This is a genomic window from Pseudotamlana agarivorans (genome assembly GCF_001642835.1).
Lineage (GTDB): Bacteria > Bacteroidota > Bacteroidia > Flavobacteriales > Flavobacteriaceae > Pseudotamlana > Pseudotamlana agarivorans.
This window is the reverse complement of sequence record NZ_LXEI01000010.1, coordinates 22,358-42,656: the sequence shown is the minus strand read 5'-3', so window position 1 is coordinate 42,656 and position 20,299 is coordinate 22,358. Positions and strand designations below refer to the sequence as shown.

The window sequence follows — 20,299 nt, the reverse complement described above, 5'->3', positions numbered from 1 at the left end:
TTTTAAAATTTTAAATTAATCGCAAAAGTATATGTAGGCATAATCGCTGTTCCTCTACTACTATCGCCTGTCCAAACCTCAGGATCAAGATTATTTCGATTATATGTCCAGAGAAAAGGGTTACGAACATCAAAAGAAAATCTTAAACTAGAAAAATTAATTTTTTCTAAGATCTCATTAGATGCATTATACGACAAAGTAATATTTCTTATCTTCATGTAATCGGCTTTTTGAACATGTATATCTGCGTATGTCCATAAATTTCTTTGAGAACTTTGAATATAATCAGGATTTTCATTGAGATCCGTATTGTTCCAATTAATGGCTGGAGCTTTGTAAATATCCGCCTCATCACCTGGCTCTTTCCAGTAGTTTAAATGTACCCTATCTAAGTTACGAGTTATATCATAAGGATATTTATATGTTTGCGTGTGTCCTGCGGCAACATCCCTCTGAACATGTCCCCCATAATAAATAAAAAGAAATGAAAGATTTAATTGTTTGTAGCTTATATTACTAGAAAAAGAGGCATGATATGGAGGATCATTAGTTCCTTCAACTTTCAAATCTTCCAAAGTTAAATCACTATAAGTTTCTACAATAGTACCATCTGCTTTATAAGCTCTTGGAGCTCCTTTCTCATCTAAGCCAGCATAACGAACCGTATAAATTGCATTTAATGCTTGTCCTTCTACTAAATAATTTTCGTAGAGATAGTCGTACGCATTAAACGTAGTGTATTCTGGAACATACTCTGTTACTATATTTCTATTGTAATTCAGTATTAAACTACCACCCCACCTAAAGTCACGTGTCGTTAAAAATGGCGCGTTCATTTGAAGTTCAACACCTCTGTTATTTAATGAAGCATAATTTTTAGGAAGTTGACTCCATCCTAAAATAGGATCTGAGTCTATCCTCGAAATAGCATCAGTTGTACTCCTATCGTAAAATTCAAGAGTTCCTGTTAATTTCCTAGAAAACAACTCATAATCTATACCTATATTGGTTATATTAGTTTGTTCCCATCTCAACTCTTCATTTGGAGGAGTAGATATTACAGCTATTTGTTCTTCGGCAGCATTAACACCACTAATTTGTACTATAGCTTCTGGCCCACCATTATCATAAACATTTCCACTTATTCCATAGGTAGCTCTAACTTTTAATCTATCAAGCCATGATACAGACAAAGATTCTGTATCTATAATGTAGTTTGCTCCAAATGACCAAAGTGGACGATATGCATATTCAGGGTTTTTACCAAACAGATTAGATTCATCTATTCTTGCACTTACATTAAGTCCTAATTTATCATCAAACATATACGAAACATTTGCATAAGCAGATATATATCTAATATCGGTATTTTGGTAACCAGTTTGTCCTCCTAAAGTAAACAGCCCTGAGTTCGATTCGGTACCCGTAATTCCTTCAGCTAAAGTTGCCTCATCCACACTTTCAAAAGTTAAATATTCTGGATCATAACCATAACGTTTAAATCCATATGATTCGGTAACTGCTTTATTTCTTTCACCACCTACAAATACCTTTACATCATGTTTTTGATTAAATAATTTAGAGTAATTAAGTTGTGCTCGCAAAGTATAGGAATTTCTATCATAAAATGTTTCTGTAAGTTGACCTCCGTAAGGGATGTTATTAATAACTTCACCATTAATTATTTGAGTCGAATTATTTATCATATCGCGAACAGTATAACTGTTTTCTGAAGCATAAATTTCACTATGGGTTTCACCGTACTGTAATTGACCTCTTAATTGTAAATTAAATGACTTTGAAAGCTTGGCTTCTGTTCCAAAGTTTATATTTACAGAAGGACTTTTACTTGAGGTCTGCACTTCCTTTAATTCATTTAAAGGGTAATAAGATTGATCTAATAAACCTTTAGAAATAAGCTCGTCAATCTTCTCATGGCTCTTAATATGGTTCCATTCAGCGGGGTTTCCATCTTCATCTTTAAGTACTTCATAAGGAAGCCTTGAAGGCCCTAATAAACCTATACCTGAAACACCTCCATAATTATCTGAAAAACCATAACTACTTATAAGAGTTGCATCCACTTTAAGCCAATCATTTAACCTAAAATAGTTCTTTATATTAAGCCCTATGTTTTCAGAAGCACTATCAATGTTAAAAGAACCTCTACTTGCATAATTAAGAGATAATGCATATTGATGGATTTTAGACCCCCCTCTTAAAGCAAGGCTATGTTGTTGTGTATATTTTGGAGTTATCAAAATATCTTCAACTTGACTATATCCATCTAATCCCCTAAGCTTATTCAATTCTGAATTTAAATAATCCGTTGAAATTAAACCATCTCGATGGGCATACAGTAGCGTATTAACCTCATCTAGAGCTAAATCCGGATTTTTTTCATCTCCAGCAGGAGTCGGTATTCTATTAAAAACATCTACCTGATAATCAACAAATTCGGAAGATGACATTAAATTCTGATAGGACCGACTTGGCTGTGATTCTATTTGATATGACGATGTATAGCTAAGAGTTGGCTTACCAATATAACCGCCTTTAGTAGTTACTACAATAACTCCATTTGCAGCTCGAGAACCGTAAATTGAAGCAGCAGAAGCATCCTTCAAAACGGTAACACTTTCAATATCGTTAGGATTAATAGATTCTAAATCACCATTATAAACTGCTCCATCTAAAATAATTAATGGATAGGATTCTCCTAAAATTGTGGAAACCCCTCTAATTACTGGGGTCCCCCTATACATAGATAACCCACTAACAGTCCCTTCTATTCTATCTAAAATATTTGTTTGAAACTTAGTTTCTATTACTTCGGCACCTACAGTTTCAAAAGAACCAACAGATTTTGCCTTTGACACAACCTGATATCCTGTATTAACTATTTTCTTTCCCGAAACAACTACTTCATCTAACTCGTTCGAAGATTCTTTCAATACCACATTTATAACTTTTTTGTCTCCTACTTCAATGTATTGTTTTTCAAACCCCATAAAGGAAAAAACTAAGACATCTGTGGTTTTAAGACCTCTAATTCTATAATCACCATCAAAATCTGTTAAAGTTCCCCTTCTAGTACCTTCAATTAAAATACCTACACCTGCTAAAGGAATATTTTTCTCATCAGTGACATTCCCTATAATCTCTTCTTGTATTACCCTTGAAACTTTTTCTTCTACAACAATAGTATTGTCTTTTAAAAGGCCAAAAGTATATTCACTTGAGGATATAACATTAGACAATAAATCCTTGACTTTAATGGTGCTTTTTTTTAATGTAACCGGAGGCATGTCGTTAAAAAGATCTGAGCGATAAATAAAAGTATATGATGTTTGGGACTGAATAATATCAAAAATCTCATCTACAGAAACTATCTTATCCTGATTAATTGTGATTAATGCATTTTGAGAAATAATATTTGCAGGCGTCAAACTAAAAATAGTTGAGCAAAACAACATTAATATTGTTCTCATAATTAAGTTTTTGGTTGATTTCCTAAAGAAGTAAAATTCTTTAGTAAATAAAAAATTCATAGATTTGCAAGGTGTTAGTTAATAATTTAATTAATACTTGTAAAACAAGGGATGAAACCAGTGTACTTTGAGCGGTATGTGATTCGTCCCTTTTTTATTCAATAACTATTTTTCCATCATATACTTTATATTTTAGGTTGCTACTTCTTTTTATTGGAATTAATATTTCTTCTAAACTCATCGTTTTACTTAAGACACCATTAAATTTTATATCTTCAAGTTCTTTATTTTTAATAATTATATCTACATCATACCACCTAGACAAAGATTTCATAATGTCTTTCAATGGTTTATCTTTAAATGAAAATATCCCTTTCCTCCAAGCTGTTTCATTATAAACATTCACGAATCTAATTTTAATATCACCTTTTATATCACTTAAAACGGACTGATCACCAACCTTTAGCTCTTTCTTAACACCCCCATTATTCACAGCTACTTTTCCTTCTACCAGAGTAGTATACTCGCTTACCTCATCTTTATAGGCCTTTATATTAAATTCGGTACCTAGCACTTCTACTTCTTGTAATTTAGAACTTACTTTAAATGATGCTCCATTGTGATTTTTGCTAGGTGAAACATCAAAATAAGCTTCTCCATACAGGAGTTCTACTTGACGCGTAACTCCTTCCTTAAAACTTATTGGAAATTTTAATTTTGATTCTGAATTCAACCAAACTCGTGTGCCATCAGCTAAATCAACCTCAAACTTCCCCCCTCTTGGCACAGTCAAATAGTTATACAACACTTCGCTACCCTCTCTATTATTATACACAATTTGTTCACCGTTACTTGTAACCTTTGCTGCATTATAAGACTGTCCCTTTTTTAGCACAATAACAGAACCATCTTCAAGGGTTAAAATAGCCTTGTTAAAACCAGGACTTCCTGTTTTTACAACTGAAGGATTTGTTTCTATTTGTTTTTGATTATTTATTAAATAAAACGACACCGAAAACATCAAAACTATTACAGCTGCTGCTGCATATTTAAACCACGTTGAGAAAAGCAATTGCTTTATAGGCTTTTGTTTCTCTATTGTACCCCAAAGCTTATCAAAAGCCTTATCTATATCTGGTTTATTTAGTAAAGTATGAACATCATAATAGTCTTTAATATAGTCTTTAAAAAGATCTTGATTTTTCTTTTCTTTTAACATCTCCTTAAGTTCTGCTAGCTCTTTTGAAGATATTGTATTCGTTATATATTTTATGGTTATTTTTTTCAACTGTTTCTCTGTTTTGCTTAACTTAATATTACTAATACGTTAATTTAATGTTTTACCCTTAGTACATTTTTTATTTTTTTTTGGCATATTTGTGCACTAATGGAAAAACGAAACTATATTGGAAGTTTTACTTAACGATTCTTTATTAGCAAGTGAGATAAAAAAAAGTAATAGGGAAGCTTTTAAAACATTATTTGAACGTTATTATAAAAACCTTTTAGATTACATTGTAACCTATACTCATGACTTACAAGAAGCCGAAGACATAGTTCAACTGACTTTTATCTCTCTTTGGAACAATAGAGCAAATCTTAATTACACAAAATCTATTAAAAGCTATATATATAGAATAGCATACAATACATATATTGATGTATACAGAAAACAAAAAAAGAAAGATGCTTTTTTTAATGAGCTTAAAGAACAAGCTCTTAGAGATAGATTTACTACAGACCCTGAAGCTCTAGAAAAACGTATTATTAAACTACAGAAAGTAATAGATAGACTACCAGAAAAATGCAGAGAAATTTTGTATTTAAATAAATTTGAGGGTCTTAAATATAAAGAAATTTCGGAACGATTAGACATTTCTGTAAAAACGGTAGAGTCTCACATGTATACCGCTTTTAAAAAAATTCGAGAAAACTTTAGCGATGATGAATTATTTTTATTCATTGTTTATAAAAATTTATTTCAAGAGTAATACCAAATCCCTAGGGTATTAGTTTTAAAATTTTCATTTAAAGGTCTAATAACATTATAGTGACTTCATTTTTTTGTTGAATACCCAGTATTGATTTTATTTATTTTTTTACCATTTATAAATTTCCATATCATAGTTCATATAAATCTATGGGCTCTATTAGGCAGCTTCATCCCCAAAATGCATTCCTAACCTTTATATGTCAATACAATATATACATTTTAATGTTCATTTAGTTAAATGCCTGCTTAATCCTTTACTCATATACAACAATTTTCGTCAGGATTGTTTTCCTCGTTCAAAAGAAACTAAAACTTAATTTTTTAATCCATTATTTGCATAAAGCTTAATAACTATAATTAAACACACATGTTTGTTTATAAATGTTTATTTCAAATAACCACCTAAAACAGCTTACATTGGAAATTGATATAAAAATATTAATTCTATATTTTTCAACTAGCTCACTCTTGCCATAAGAAATTCCATGGTTTTGTTTACACAACATAATTCATAAAAAAAACACTTTATTATTACATACTAATTAAATTTTAATTCTGATAATCAAAAACACACATGTTTTCTGCTTTTTTCATACCTAAACAGCATTACACAAAACAAAACAAAACAAGAGATTTCATGATTTTTCATCAACGAAATAACAAAAACACAAGATATAGTTGTGCAATTTTTAAAAAAAAATGAAAAATGTACTAAGGGTAAATTAAAAAACGATCGTAATACATTATATAAACCAAAATATAACCAATTATGAAAAATTATTACATGCTTGTTTTACTTCTAATAACAAGCTTAGCAAACGCACAACAAATCACACTAGTTAAAGACATCAATTATTATTTTCTTGGTGAAGCAAATTTCCAATCATCTCCTGCTAATTTAACTGCATTTAACGGAAAACTTTATTTTTCTGCCGATGATTCTCAAGCAACTAATACTGGCGGTATAGATGTTGGTAAAGAATTATGGGTTTCTGATGGAACTCCAGAAGGTACAGTACTCGTAAAAGATCTTGATGGGTCTAGTGATAGCTCAAACCCTGAACATTTTTTCGAATTAAATAATAAATTATATTTTCAGGCACAGGATTTTGCACAAAATAGTTACAATTTCTTTACTACAGATGGTACCGAAGCTGGAACAGTATCTCTAGGTAATAATTTTCAAGGTGGTGCACCTATCGTTATTGGAAACAAAGCTTATATGAGATCCTTTTTTCTAGATGCTAATAATAATTTTTTAGGTATTTATTATGAGTTTGACGGCACAACCTTTCAAGCATTGCCAGATAGTGGCACAGGAGAAGTTAAGGCTGGAAGTAGTTACATTGCCCTTGATAATAATTCTATTTTATTCAATATGACATATACTGTAGCTGGTACATCAGTTGGACAAGAATTATATATGTATAATATTACTAATCAAAGCTATACGTTGATTAAAAATTTTGATGATGGCCCAGGAGATTCTAACCTATATCATTTCACAAAACTGGGAGACGACGTTTACTTTGAGTATGACAGTGATTTATGGGTTACCGATGGTACAACGGGCGGAACTACTCCCATAGCATCAGCATCTGCTATCAATGACATTGGTGAAATTTACGCTTGGGGAGGAAAATTGTATTTTGAAGGTGATGATGGCAATAATGACCAGCTTTGGGCATACGATCCTGCTACAGATAAAGCTACGTCTATTACTGATTTTGCTTTTAGACATGACCCTGTTCATTTTGCTGCACCTGGTGATGGATACTTATATTATGCCGGAAAATCTCAAGCTTTATCTGCTACCTTCCGTTTGTATAGAACAGATGGCGTAGCCATAGAGCCTATAGAAATTGACTTAATTGATAATATTGATGATATCGCAGTACTTAACCATAAACTATATTTTGAAGCCTCTTTTAACACGAGTAATGAAGACCCTACTTTAGGTAATGTTGATATAGGACGAGAATTATTTACCTATACAAATGATGAGTTAAATACATTAGACACTTCTGCTTTTGAATTTAATAATTCAATTTCAATTTACCCGAACCCATCAACTAGTTTTGTAAATATTAAAACCACTTTAGAAGGCCAAATCAACTACTCAATATATGACTTATTAGGTAAACAAGTATTAGGAGGAACAATGAATAATAATATAATAAATTACAATCTAACATCTGGATTATATTTATTAAAGTTAGATAACGGGCTACAATCAATAACTAAGAAAATCATAGTAAAAAACTAGGATTAAATTCAATTTAAAAAGATTTAAAAGGATCGTCTAAAAAGTTTTTTTAGACGATTTTTTTTAGGATAAAATCAAGTTTCCTTTAAATTTTCGAAGCTCAAATTAAGGTTAGTAAGCTTCCTGAAAAACCGAATTAATAAAAAGGCAGAACAATAACCCTAAATTTAAACAATATCAACAGCCCCAATAAATTTCCGATAATTTATACCGGCTAAAACAGCTAACTCAAACCTAAAAGAACGACTTAAATTATCAATATTAATGAGATATTTAAGGAGGCTCTCCTCCTAAAGAACACCCAAGAAAAACCCCAACAAAGCTAAATTTGTTGGGGTTTTTCTTGGGTGTTAAGTGTAACGGACTTAAAAAAGCAACACGAAATGAATACCTGTATTGACAATGACCACTACATTTGATTTATGTTTCATTATATTAATAACACTAATTTTAAAAAGCTCCTTTTGGTATACTACAAAAAAATTATTTCTAAATAGAAAACCATTATATTGCGTACATGATATTTTTAAAGCTCTAACTCATTAAATAAGTCTATTAACTTAGGATCTGATGGTTTTGGTGCATTTGAAGTCACGATAACACCATTAGGATCAATAAGTATAAAACGAGGAATTGATTTAATGCTATAATCTTTTACAAATTGGGAATCGAAAGCATGATCTGCAATCACTTGAATACCGCCAAGTTCTTTTTCTTCCACCATTTTTTTCCACTTGTCATGATCTTTAGGAGCATCAATTGAAATACTTAAAAAGCTTATGTTTTTTCCGTGATAGGCTTTTTCTACACGCTTTAAATCTGGAATTTCCTTAACACAAGGTCCGCACCAAGTGGCCCAAACATCAATATAAATATACTTTCCTTTAAGGTCGTCTAATGATAAGGTACCCCCTGAGTGTTTTTCATAATTCGTGAACTTAGGAGATGGTTGCCCCTCGTTAACACGCATTAAATCATTATAAATCTTAGTGATTTTAGCATTATTCTCTTCGTTAGTAGAAGCTTCCATAAAAATTTTGTAAAATTTTTGAAAATCATTAGTTTGATACAAATCGTACTCGGCTTTACTAAAAATAAGTTCGTTTTTAATGGTTTGATTTGGGATAGTAGAGTATACTGTTACTCCTCTTAAACCATACTCTACAGTGTTCTCTTTGCTCAAAGCATTTATTTGTTTTGTATAATAACGGTTAACCATTTCTCTATAGGCACTAGAAAAATAAAAGTCAACCTCATTGTTTAAATCTAATCCATCTGTTTCCTCTAGAAAACTTTCGGAAGGCTTATAACCTCTTTTTCTAGCCCATTGCTTATGGTAACCTCCGGCATAACGTTCTAATTCATTCAAATATTCGTAATTAAGATTGCGTTTTTCTAAAGCTTTAAAAGCTGGCGATATGCCTTGGGTTGAATCTAATCTCGCATTTAAGTCTTTCTTTATTTCTTTAAAAGTTGCTTTAAATTCGGGTTCTTCCAACTTATATACAGCTCTATCCTTTGTTTTTAGTGCGGCTTCCTTTTTATTTTTGTAGATCATGTAATTTGTAGCTTCGGCTCCTTCACCAGTTACTTCGATGCTGCTATTAAATTCTTTAGCATCTGCGACAAGGTTAAGCTCACTGCCATTATCAAAATACAATGGCGTTCTATGTCTTTTACCTCCAGAAAGAGTATAAAGTCCTGGTGTGGTTTTAACCGTATCGGCAAAAGTACCATCAGGTGCTACTTGGATAGTTTTGGTAAACGAATGATCTGATTTTTCTAATACTAGCTCCTTAGTTTTAAGATTGTCGATTTTACCTGTAAAAAGTGCATAGTTTACTGGAGTCTTTTCTGCACATGATACAAACGCTACTGCCAATCCCAAACTAAATATGGTTTTTTTCATTTTATTGATATTTTTATTCTAATTAATAATGTATTATTCAATTGTTAGCATGCTAACCTATTTTTTTAAGCGGCATAAAAAATTGAGGCTTTAATAAATTAAATGTTTAGCGAATTAAATAAATCGATCAACTCTGGACTTGAAGGGCGCGGTGCATCCTTAGTTACGATTAATCCGTTAGGGTCGATTAATATAAAACGTGGTATTGATGAAATGAAATAGTCTTTTGTAAATTGAGATTCAGCAGCCTTATCTGCAATCACCTGAATACCACCAAGCTCCTTTTCTACAATCATTTTTTTCCATTTTTCATAGTCTTTAGAAGCATCAATTGAAATACTTAAAAAGTTAATTTGCTTCCCGTGATATGCTTTTTCTAATTTTTTTAAATGAGGCACTTGAGCCAAACACGGTGAACACCAAGTTGCCCAAACGTCGATGTATGTAAACTTTCCTTTAAGATCGTCTAACGACAATGTTCCCCCTGAATTATTTTCGTAATTCATAAATTTTGGAGACGGCTGTCCTGGCTTAAGACTTAATAACTTATTGTAAAGCAAGGTAATTTTATCATTATGCTCTTTAACCGTGGAAGCACTCATAAAAATTTTATAATAATCTTCGAAATTTTCTGTTTTGACCATGCCATATTCAGCTCCCGAAAATATGAGATCATTCTTTATAAAAGTATTAGAGATTTTAGAGTGTACCTTAACCTTAGCCAATGCAAAATCGATCGAATCTTTTTCCGACAAGGCTCTAATCATTTTAACATAATGCGCCGTAACTAAGTGTTTGTATGCTGGAGAAAACTTATAATCCTCCTCATTAGTAACGTCAACCACTTCTAATTCGGCTAATAAATCGCGAGACGGCTCATAGTCTCTATTTTTTGCCCAATAGCTATGATACCCTGTAGAATACCTAGATAATTCTAGTAAATAAGCATAATTGAGGCTGCGTTTTTCTAAGGTTTTAAAAGCAGGGTCCACACCTTTCACTGTATCCAACACGGTATTAAGTGTTGTACTAATGTTTTTAGCTTTATTTTTAAACGCCTCCTCTTCTAAGGCATAAAACGAAGACTTTTTGCCTTTTAGTTCCTGGGTCTTTTTCCTTTTAAATATGAAATATTTTGTTGTTTGAGACCCTTCGCCAGACGCCTCAAGAGACTTACTAAACTCCTTAGCATCGGCAGTTACCTTAACAACGTTTTCATTTTCTAAATATACAGGAATGCTATTTCCTTCAACGGTAAGTTGATATACCCCTGATGCCTGTTTAATGGTATCGGTAAAGGAACCATTGGGTGCGACAGTAATATCTTTAATGTAGGATTGATCTGTTTTTTCTAAATTTATTTCTTTGGCTTCAAGGTTATTGATTTGACCCGTTAGTATGGCATAATCTAATGGCGCTTTTTTATTGCACGCCATTAGAGTTAATACCAATCCAAAACTCAGTGTGGTTTTTTTCATAAGATTGAATATTGTAATAAAGTGTATTTTATGGGACTGTTTATATTGAATTTATATACCGATTGATTGCCACTGTGTTGAAAAGGATTCTAAATCCATTCCAAAGTCTTCCAACATTGTTTTAATTACAATATCATATTTTGTTTTAATTCTAGGTTTTGAGTTTAACCAGGCTTCTCTTTCTGATTTTGGTCTCGAAATAATCCAAACCACGTACGACTCCCAGTCCATATATGGATTGAACACAAAAGCCAGTGTTCCATAAGGATGCACATAACCTAGATCTGTAGCACGCTCCTCGTCGTATTGTGCAGAGGTAAATAAGGCAGGCTCTCCTTTTGCTAATAATTCCCAACGGTAATCTCCAGCGGTGACGCTAGTAAATTCTTCTGGAACACCAAAATGGTAACGGAAGTAACCATTAAAATAGGTGTACAACAACATTTCCTTGGTTAGTGCCAAGTTAAAATCGAAGGTGTTGTTAATATTAGAAAGAATTTGTGTACCCTCAATATTATAGGTATTGAAATCTCTATTGAAACCATACTTATCGTAGTTTCTAGTGGTTGTGCTTAAAAAGTCATTCCCAATTAAAATAAGTCTTCTATAAACTTGCAACTCTCTATAATCTTTAAACAAATCGTACATCTCACTTGTTAACTTAAGCACTACTGCCGCTCTTTCTTCTTCAGCCTTAATAGGTGAAAAAGTTGTTAATCTCATAGAGCCATATTCTGTTTGTAAAGCCTCATCTCCTTCAAGGGTATAATAGGTATGCAAATCATAATCTTCATACAGGCTATAAGCAAGTTGACTAGCTTCGGTATCTCCTTTTTCTATAAGCGGATACGGTTCTTTACCGTTAAATTCTGAAAAATCATCTACATCATCATTTTTTTCACAAGACATAAATGAAGAAACAAGCAGTAACAGAGACATTAATTTTATTATATATTTCATGATTTTTTTCTTTAAGGTTGATAAATTATCTAGGAGCTGCTACAATGCTAGGATTCACCTGAAGTTCACTTTCTGGTATCTGCAATACATAACGCGGATCGTCTTTTTCTAAATGCGCTTCACGTCCGTCATAGCCTATTCTATACATTGCTGGTCGTGTTGTGCGTTTTAAATCGAACCAACGGTGACCTTCAAAACATAGTTCTTTTCTACGCTCATTATAAATAAATTCGATAAGCGACTCTTTAGTAAAGCTCCCTAAGTCCAAATCATTATAAAAAGTTGGGTTAATTTTTTTAACCCTTAAAGTATTTAGATCGTTTATAGCCAATTGTAACTGGTTATTTTGCGCGTAAGCTTCGGCTCTATTTAGCAATACTTCCTCCACACGTAGCACACGACTATAACCTTGAAAACTATTATATGCAGCACTTGTTGCTAAGGGTGTGTTTTCCCTATTTTTGACGAGTGATAACTTAGAGACAGATCTTCCCCAAAGCGTTCTATTGTGTGTACCTATAAAATAGTAGCGTCTTACATCGCCTTCTTCAAATGAATCTGCTAATTCTTTACTTACAGAAAATGTTGTAACTGTTGGCCAAATAGACAGAATAGGTATATTCTCGGTGGCACCGTTCCCAAATAGGATATTCGTATTTTCTACGCCTAAATAATCGATTCCTGTTCTAAAAGTATTAAAGTCGATAGAAGTTGCTTCATTATATGTATCTGATAGACCACTAATATCGAAAATAGAATTATTTGTTTTCAGCACCTTATTGGCGACTTCAATAGTTTTATCCCAATCCTGCATATATAGCGCGACTCTAGATTGTAAAGCTGTAGCACTTTGAACATCAAAAAGCACCTTGGTATTTTTATCAATAGGATTAGCTTCCATAAGAGTAACAGCACTTTCCAGATCCGACATAATTAAATCGTAAACTTGTTTTACTGTCGATCTTGGGTACGCTTTATCTTCAGCACTAGTAGATTTAGTAATAGGTACGCCAAAGTCTGAACTTGCTGTCGCTGGGTTATAATGCTGCCCATATAAATTTACAAGGTAGAAGTATGAAAAAGCTCGTAAAGCATGTGCCTCTCCTTTTAAATTGTTTTTATAGTCTATCATCTCATCACCAATAGTTACAGACAATGCGTTATCGATATTAGACATTACTAAATTGGCATAATAAATACTTTCATATAGCCTTGAAAAAGCAATATCAGTTCCCATGGTATCTTCATGAGAATTATCGAACATATAGGCTCCCATATAGTCATCGGATATATCTGGTCTTGGCGCTCCCGAATTATAACCAAACATTTTATCATCTTCAAAAAAGCCAATATCATCACCTAAAGCCTCTATGTATGGCATGATTCTTTCATCGGTGATATAACCATAATTAAGTAGTTCTCTGTAGTCTGTTACAGTAGACGGATTCATCTTATTTTGAGGCACTTCCTCTAAATAATCATCACATGACACCACACCAAAAATGATTAGTAGCATCGATAACATTTGAAATATATTATATCTATTTTTCATTTTTTTCTCAATTTTCATAATTACAGATTTAAACTAATACCTAATGTAAATGTTCTCGGCAACGGTAATGATCCTCCAGAAAATGACGTGTTAAAGTTTGCCGTTTCTGGATCCATCCCATCTAAACGTTTGTCTGCCCATACAAATAAATTATCTGCTTGAAACTTGAATACGACGTTAGAAATACCGGAGTTATTGGTAAAGCTAGAAGGCAAAGTATATTGTAACAATACATTTCTCAGCCTTAAGTAATCACCATCTACCACTTGAGCATCACTGTTATTAAACATGTTGGCCTGCGTATACGAATACGTCGATGAACCTAGCCAAGGGATTGTTGCAAAACTTTCATCTCCAGGTTGTCTCCACCTATTTTGAACCCCTCTACGTAAATTAAATTCGGCTTCTACATACTCTGAATCAAAGGCTAAGTTTTGAAGCCTTATTTTATAATCTAAACCAGCAACAAGTAAGAAAGATAATTGAAAACCTTTGTAGTTAAATCTGTTTGTAATACCTATAGTTGTTGTAGGAACTCGAGACCCTTCATATTTTAAGGCACTTTTATTATCTTGAACATTGGTTCTAAAATCGGGATCTAAGGCATCGTATTCTGTACCATGCTCATCAAAGAACATAGCGCGTCCTTCCTCATTTATTCTCGAAAAACGGTATGAATACATAGAATTGATAGGCATACCCTCTACCACCTGACCAACAGTATAAGTTGATGATAGCAAACTAGATATCGAAGGCTCAATAAATGATTGGGTAACCTCACTATCAACCATTGAAGCGTTAATGCCCAGATTATAAGAGAAGCCGTTTCTATTACCAATTACAGTGTTTATACCAATATCGATACCTTGATTCATGATATTTGCATAGTTCACCGCTTTGTTTTCAAACCCTGTTACACCAGAAACATTTTTATACGAAATTAAATCGTTTCCTAAATCTTTAAATAAATCTATAGCACCCGATAGCCTATTGTTAAAAAAAGCAAAATCAAGTCCAAGGTTTATAGTTTCTGTGGTTTCCCATTTTAGCTCTGGATTTGCAGCCTGAATGATTTGTTGTTCTGGCAAGTAAGTAAAACCATTTGGAGGTAATGCTGAAGAGATAATTTGAGGAGAAGATTCTTCCACAATATTCCCTCTTAATCCGTAAGACGCTCTAACAGCTAAAACATCGATAAGAGAGGCTGTATCTAAAAACGACTCTTGAGCAATGCGCCATTTACCAGATACCGACCAAAGAGGCAAGTATCGATAATCTGGATTTGAACCAAAAAGATTCGAACCATCAAAACGAATATTCGCATTTAATACATATTTATTTTTAAAAATAGAAGAGATGGTACCGAAATACGATACAAACGATCTGTCATAAATAGAACGAGATGCAGTATTTCTAAGAATGTGTCCCGTCTCTTCTGATGATTGTGGATTGTAAAAAATTTTTCCTCTATCGTGTAAATACCCATAACTATTGGTCGTTAATCCGTCGTAAACCACATTTCTAAATTCGGTTCCAGCCATGATATCTACCCCTAAATCTTCAACAATATTAAACCTTGAGTTTAAAGAGTTTCTAAAAAGATATGATTCCTGAGAAAAATCTATTTGATTAAACTCACCTCCAAAAGGCAGGCTAGAACTCTCAATTTGCTCTGTAGAGCCTTGCCCAAAGTTATAACCACGTAAACGTGCTATGTAGTTGCTCTCCTCTGTAGCGTATTGCTGCGTTTTGCTACCAGAATAAGTATAACTCATTACAGAATTATAGCTTAACCAGTCTGCAATTTCGTAATCAAGGTTTAATGTTCCTCTAATTTCGTGCTGATTAGAGCTTTGGTGTGTCGTATTTTGCTCATGCAAGAAATTGTAATTATAGTTTCCATAAAAATAATAACTACCGTCATCGTTAAATGCTGGCAAAGACCTTGAAGACTTATACGCATAATCAAAAGGATCGGTTGTATAACTCATTTCGCGATCTCTTTTAGATGCATTTAAAATAATACCCAAATCAAATCTATCAGAAAGTTGGGTATTCACTTTTGCCATAGCACTATAACTTTTATAGCCGGCCACTTTTTCTAAACCTTCTTCATTGATATGGCTTAGTGAGGTATAGTAATTACTTTTTTCTGAACCTCCAGAAAAACTAATATCGGTAGTATTAGTTATGGCGTTACGAAATAAAAGGTCGAACCAATCTACATTCATTTGAGAAGTCTTTCTTATTCCCTCGATGTATTCTGCTTCTGTAATCCCACCACGCGTATAAAGACCATCGTAATAAGCAACACCAACACCACCATTAAGACCGACACCATCCTCAAGCAATGAGAAAGAAAAATCGGCACGTTCTTGAGAACTCATTAAATCAAAATCTTCATAACCCGGTCTCGGTTTTATTCCCGATGTATGATTAAATGAGATGTGTGGCTTACCAACTTTTCCTTTTTTTGTAGTAACAACTATTACACCGTTGGCGGCCCTTGTTCCATAAATTGCTGTTGCCGAAGCATCTTTTAATACGGTAAGTGATTCAATATCGTTAGGGTTTACTCCTCCAATAGAACTATTAAAAGTTTTTAAGAAGTCTGGATCGTTTAATTGTGCTGGCGTAGCAGGAACACCACTTTCTAACATGACACCATCGACAACCCAGATAGGCTCTGCGTTTCCACTTAATGTAGCTGTACCTCTAATTCTAATTGTTGGTGAAGCTCCTGGAGCAGCAGAATTATTAACAACACTAACTCCGGCAATTTGCCCCTGAATCATGTTTTCTATACTCACAGACCCTACGACATCTATATCGCCAACTTCAACAACTGTTACAGCACTACTTGTTTCTCGTCTATCTCTAACTTGATACCCATCGATAATCACTTCACTTAATTCTGAAATGTCTTGGATCAACTTGACATTAACAACGGTAAGACCGTTAACTTCAACTTCCTGAGTAACAAAACCAATAAAACTAAAAACTAAAGTGGCTTGCTCGTCGGCATATATACTAAAATTACCATCAAAATCGGTTGCTGTTCCTCTATTCTGACCTTTAACCCTAACGGTAACGCCTGGTAAGGGTTCTCCCTTCTCGTTCACAACGTTCCCGCGAATGGTTTGCCGTGGCACTTGTATTGACCCAAGGGTTACACTAGGTGTACTTGCAGCAATAGGCTCAACTCTATCCTTAATAACAATGATATTATTTTTGGAAAACTCAAAAATGAAGTTGCCTTTAGACAACGCATTCCCTAGTAGTTCATTTACTTTAATGATTCCTTTTTTTATCGCTACTTTTGGATATTTTTCAAATAAATTAGACCTATAAATAAAAGTATAATCTGTTTGATTTTTTATCAGTTTAAAGACTTCATCTACCGAAACAACCTGACTTTCATCAATTTTAATTTTATCGTTTTGAGTAAATCCATTTGTTGGTGTGAAACTAAAAACAACCGTAGTGAAAAGTAAAATAAATACTTTCATAATAGTGGTTAAAAAACTTCTCTTTGATAAGAAAAGTGAGTTCATGATTCTTTTTTTCATAAATTTGAATTTTGGTTGGTTACTAGAGTTAATTAATCAATAAGCAGGGATATCACTTAGCGCTGACATGTTTAGTTTTATCCCTTTTTTATTATTCTATCTTCAATTCATTGGCTTTAATAGTATAGGTTATATCGTTAGTTGTTTTGATAGTTTCCAGGATGTCAATAATGGTTAGTTGTTTACTTAACACCCCTGTAAACTTTAAATTTTTGATTTCCATATTATTTATAGTAATGTTGATATCATACCATCTAGATAGGACTTTCATAATATCACCTAGGGGCTTATTAGAAAAGTTAAACACCCCTTTTCTCCATGAGATTTCATCTTCAACTTCGACCTTATACACATTAAAAGTGTTACCGTCGTGTAATAATTTAGACTGATCTCCTGGTACTAAAACTTTTTTATTCACCTCGTTACTCACTAAAACACTACCTTCAACTAAAGTAGTTAACGTTTCATACTCATCTTTATAAGCTTTCACATTAAATACAGTACCTAGAACTGATATGTGTTGATCATTTGCTTTTAAAGAAAAAGGTTCTCCTTCTGATTCTTTTCTTTTTGCTACATCAAGATAAGCCTCGCCATAAACTAATTCCACTTCGCGAGGCTGACCTTTAACAAAATTTACGGGGTACTTTAATTGTGATTCTGAATTAAGCCATACTTGCGTTCCATCTGATAGCACAACATGATATTGGCCTCCTCTAGGTATGGTTAAATAGTTATACTCTACTAGAGACGATTCACTTGTAGTATTTTTGTAAATAATCTCTTTCCCATTACCGTTTATTTGTTCGTTTTGATAGGTTGATTCACCTCCTAAAAAAACTTCTGTGCCATTAGCTAACGTTAAAGTCGCCTTATCTGTTCCTGGCTGAATTGAAATATTATCAACTTCATTAAAACTGTTTTTATTCAAGAAATAAATACTCGTTGCAAGAAAAATGACAATAGCTGCCGCATATTTAAGGAAGTTCCTTTTATAAATTGGAATGACCTTCTTTTTTGTTGACTCCTTCGAAATACCTTCAATTACTTTTTGATAAGCTTTATCTACATCATTTTTAAGCACTGCCATGTTTACATCATAATAATCTGCAACCGTAGCTTCAAATTCCTTTTGATTGTCTGGATCTTCCAACCACTCATATAACTCCAGAAGCTCTTCATTGGAGATTGTATTGATTAAAAACTTGGTAATCATCTTTTTCATAATAAGCACTTATTTAGGCATTAGTTTATATTATTACTTGTATTAAAAAGAAAACCCCTAAAAAAATTCAATGTTTTTTAGTTTTTGATGCGATTAATTAGATATTAACCATTCAGTAACGCCATTTTAAAAGCATAACAATAAAAAGACAATGCACTGACTTACAAGTACTTAATTAATCAAGTATAACATATTACTCTCTTTTAATTTTTTTTGTAAAAAAACTACTGTTTGGGTGAAAAAAAATTCAATAATTAGGAAATATGATGTTATAAAATAAAAAAGGAGGTGGGGTATTTAAAAAAAGGATGAATACATAATATATTCAATAATCTATTTTATAAAGGACAGGAAATACAAATGTTCTAGGTTGGCATCCTTATTTATTTTTATCAACTTTTCAATTAAAACCGTGACACCACAGAAAACAAAAAAAGTGACTCTTTTCAGAATCACTTTTTTTTGTTTTTGCGATGACAGGATTTAACTAATCCAGAAAAAACATCGTTGCAAATGATCTAAACCGTCTTGCTTAAAAATGTGAAAAACATTTTACACAAAACAGTTTAGATCATTTAGTCGGGATGACAGGATTCCGAAACAAAACACAACACACTGTATTTCAATTGCTTAATAGCGTGGTTTTTAAACAAGACACCTAATAGGACATTTTCAAACCAGTTTTTGACATTCACTTGTCAAATTTAATCAAAATACTACATTTAAGACCATTTCATTTTTAATAATAATAATAATAATAATAATAATAAACAGAGCATATCAAGAATAAACCGCTTAAAACTCATGTAAACCAAATTTACGTTCAAAAAATTTAGATTGATTTTTAACTTTATTAAATGTGTAGCTTAAGTTTTAAAATACTATATATAAATTCTGCTATTATAAAGCTATAGTCAACAATTTAAGACTCATACAGGTTTTACAAATAAACCTTACAGTACGGCAAGGCTTTTTTTATTCTTTCAATTTCAGAATTAGAAAAATTATTCCCTTTTAATATTAAAGTTTTTAGGTGTTTGAGATCCGATAAATTATCTGGTAATTTTGTCAACGTATTGTTTGATAAAATTAATAACTCTAAATTAGGAAGTTCCCCAATACTCTCAGGTAATACCTCAATTTTATTATTGTTAAGAATAAGAGTTTCTAGTTTAGATAGCTTAAATATCTCATTAGGAAGCGCTACAAGGTTATTGTGCTCAATATTAAGTGTTTTTAATCCTTTAATTAATAACCAGTCTGAGTCGAATTCATAAAACTGATTATATCCTAAGTCAAGCGTTTTCAAATCATACAATTGCGTTAGTTCATGAGGTAAAAATCTTAGTTGATTATTGTCTAATTCTAAAACCTCTAATTTTCTACAGTTGCTTATACTTTCGGGTAGTGAAGTCAAATCATTGAAAGACAAGTGTAAAAACCTCAAGTTAGATAGCTCTCCAATTGTTTCTGGCAAAGCAGTAATTTTGTTCGTAGATATATTAAATCTTACTAAATTTTGATATTTTGATATTTCCTCCGGAATATATTTTAGATCATTTTTCTTAACTATTAACACCTCTAAGAGTTTTAAATTAAAGATATCGTAATTCCATGACTCTAAACTGTTTCCCATCATATTTAAGAACTTTAAGGCCCTAAAATCTCCTATCTCTTTAGGCATATTAAACAAATGTTGATCCCTTAAACTAAGTTGCTCTACATCATTTGCTTTTTTTACAGCAATTTTTATATTGTTATAAACTCTAGTTTTATAAGGATTAGCATTTTGAGCTTGAACAATATAAGACAAGCTAACTATAATCGTAAAAACGATGTAATTTCTCATAATTAGT

General features: G+C 32.4%; 11 protein-coding genes. 2 read left to right on the top strand and 9 right to left on the bottom strand.

What is annotated here, in order from left to right; genetic code table 11:
• Positions 1-2: 2 nt before the first annotated feature.
• On the bottom strand, positions 3-3,449 hold the full coding sequence (locus A6I66_RS11680) for a SusC/RagA family TonB-linked outer membrane protein (protein WP_067149499.1): 3,447 nt from the start codon (positions 3,447-3,449) through the stop codon (positions 3-5).
• Between the two features lie 196 nt (positions 3,450-3,645).
• Positions 3,646-4,779, bottom strand: a complete 1,134-nt coding sequence (locus tag A6I66_RS11675) for a FecR family protein (RefSeq protein WP_084399656.1) — start codon at positions 4,777-4,779, stop codon at positions 3,646-3,648.
• 118 nt (positions 4,780-4,897) lie between these two features.
• On the opposite strand from A6I66_RS11675, the gene A6I66_RS11670 reads away from it, so the two are divergent.
• Positions 4,898-5,482, top strand: a complete 585-nt coding sequence (locus A6I66_RS11670) for an RNA polymerase sigma factor (protein WP_067149495.1) — start codon at positions 4,898-4,900, stop codon at positions 5,480-5,482.
• Positions 5,483-6,253: 771 nt separating this feature from the next.
• Complete coding sequence (locus tag A6I66_RS11665) at positions 6,254-7,750, top strand: T9SS type A sorting domain-containing protein (RefSeq protein ID WP_067149493.1); 1,497 nt, start codon at positions 6,254-6,256, stop codon at positions 7,748-7,750.
• Positions 7,751-8,276: 526 nt separating this feature from the next.
• Here A6I66_RS11665 and A6I66_RS11660 read toward each other — a convergent pair.
• From A6I66_RS11660 to A6I66_RS11630, 7 genes are all read right to left on the bottom strand, one after another.
• Positions 8,277-9,659 (bottom strand): TlpA family protein disulfide reductase, encoded by a 1,383-nt coding sequence (locus A6I66_RS11660; protein WP_067149491.1) that lies wholly within the window; start codon positions 9,657-9,659, stop codon positions 8,277-8,279.
• A 98-nt stretch (positions 9,660-9,757) separates the two neighbouring features.
• Entirely contained in the window at positions 9,758-11,137 is a 1,380-nt protein-coding gene (locus A6I66_RS11655) for a TlpA family protein disulfide reductase (RefSeq protein WP_067149489.1), read from the bottom strand.
• Positions 11,138-11,188: 51 nt separating this feature from the next.
• Entirely contained in the window at positions 11,189-12,097 is a 909-nt protein-coding gene (locus A6I66_RS11650; protein WP_157614195.1) for a type 2 periplasmic-binding domain-containing protein, read from the bottom strand.
• A 25-nt stretch (positions 12,098-12,122) separates the two neighbouring features.
• Entirely contained in the window at positions 12,123-13,667 is a 1,545-nt protein-coding gene (locus tag A6I66_RS11645) for a RagB/SusD family nutrient uptake outer membrane protein (RefSeq protein ID WP_067149485.1), read from the bottom strand.
• 2 nt (positions 13,668-13,669) lie between these two features.
• Complete coding sequence (locus A6I66_RS11640) at positions 13,670-17,158, bottom strand: SusC/RagA family TonB-linked outer membrane protein (RefSeq protein WP_169815728.1); 3,489 nt, start codon at positions 17,156-17,158, stop codon at positions 13,670-13,672.
• 151 nt (positions 17,159-17,309) lie between these two features.
• A complete protein-coding gene (locus A6I66_RS11635; RefSeq protein WP_157614193.1) occupies positions 17,310-18,443 on the bottom strand; it encodes a FecR family protein in 1,134 nt (377 codons plus the stop codon).
• Between the two features lie 940 nt (positions 18,444-19,383).
• Positions 19,384-20,292, bottom strand: coding sequence for a leucine-rich repeat domain-containing protein (locus A6I66_RS11630; RefSeq protein WP_067149479.1), 909 nt, complete (start codon positions 20,290-20,292; stop codon positions 19,384-19,386).
• Between the last annotated feature and the right edge of the window lie 7 nt (positions 20,293-20,299).

Excerpts from the sequence above, each read along its gene's own strand:
- A6I66_RS11660 (WP_067149491.1), bottom strand. The coding sequence starts at position 9,659 with ATGAAAAAAACCATATTTAGTTTGGGATTGGCAGTAGCGTTTGTATCA.
- A6I66_RS11665 (WP_067149493.1), top strand. The coding sequence starts at position 6,254 with ATGAAAAATTATTACATGCTTGTTTTACTTCTAATAACAAGCTTAGCA.
- A6I66_RS11655 (WP_067149489.1), bottom strand. The coding sequence starts at position 11,137 with ATGAAAAAAACCACACTGAGTTTTGGATTGGTATTAACTCTAATGGCG.
- A6I66_RS11650 (WP_157614195.1), bottom strand. The coding sequence starts at position 12,097 with ATGAAATATATAATAAAATTAATGTCTCTGTTACTGCTTGTTTCTTCA.
- A6I66_RS11640 (WP_169815728.1), bottom strand. The coding sequence starts at position 17,158 with ATGAAAGTATTTATTTTACTTTTCACTACGGTTGTTTTTAGTTTCACA.
- A6I66_RS11630 (WP_067149479.1), bottom strand. The coding sequence starts at position 20,292 with ATGAGAAATTACATCGTTTTTACGATTATAGTTAGCTTGTCTTATATT.
- A6I66_RS11645 (WP_067149485.1), bottom strand. The coding sequence starts at position 13,667 with ATGAAAATTGAGAAAAAAATGAAAAATAGATATAATATATTTCAAATG.
- A6I66_RS11635 (WP_157614193.1), bottom strand. The coding sequence starts at position 18,443 with ATGAAAAAGATGATTACCAAGTTTTTAATCAATACAATCTCCAATGAA.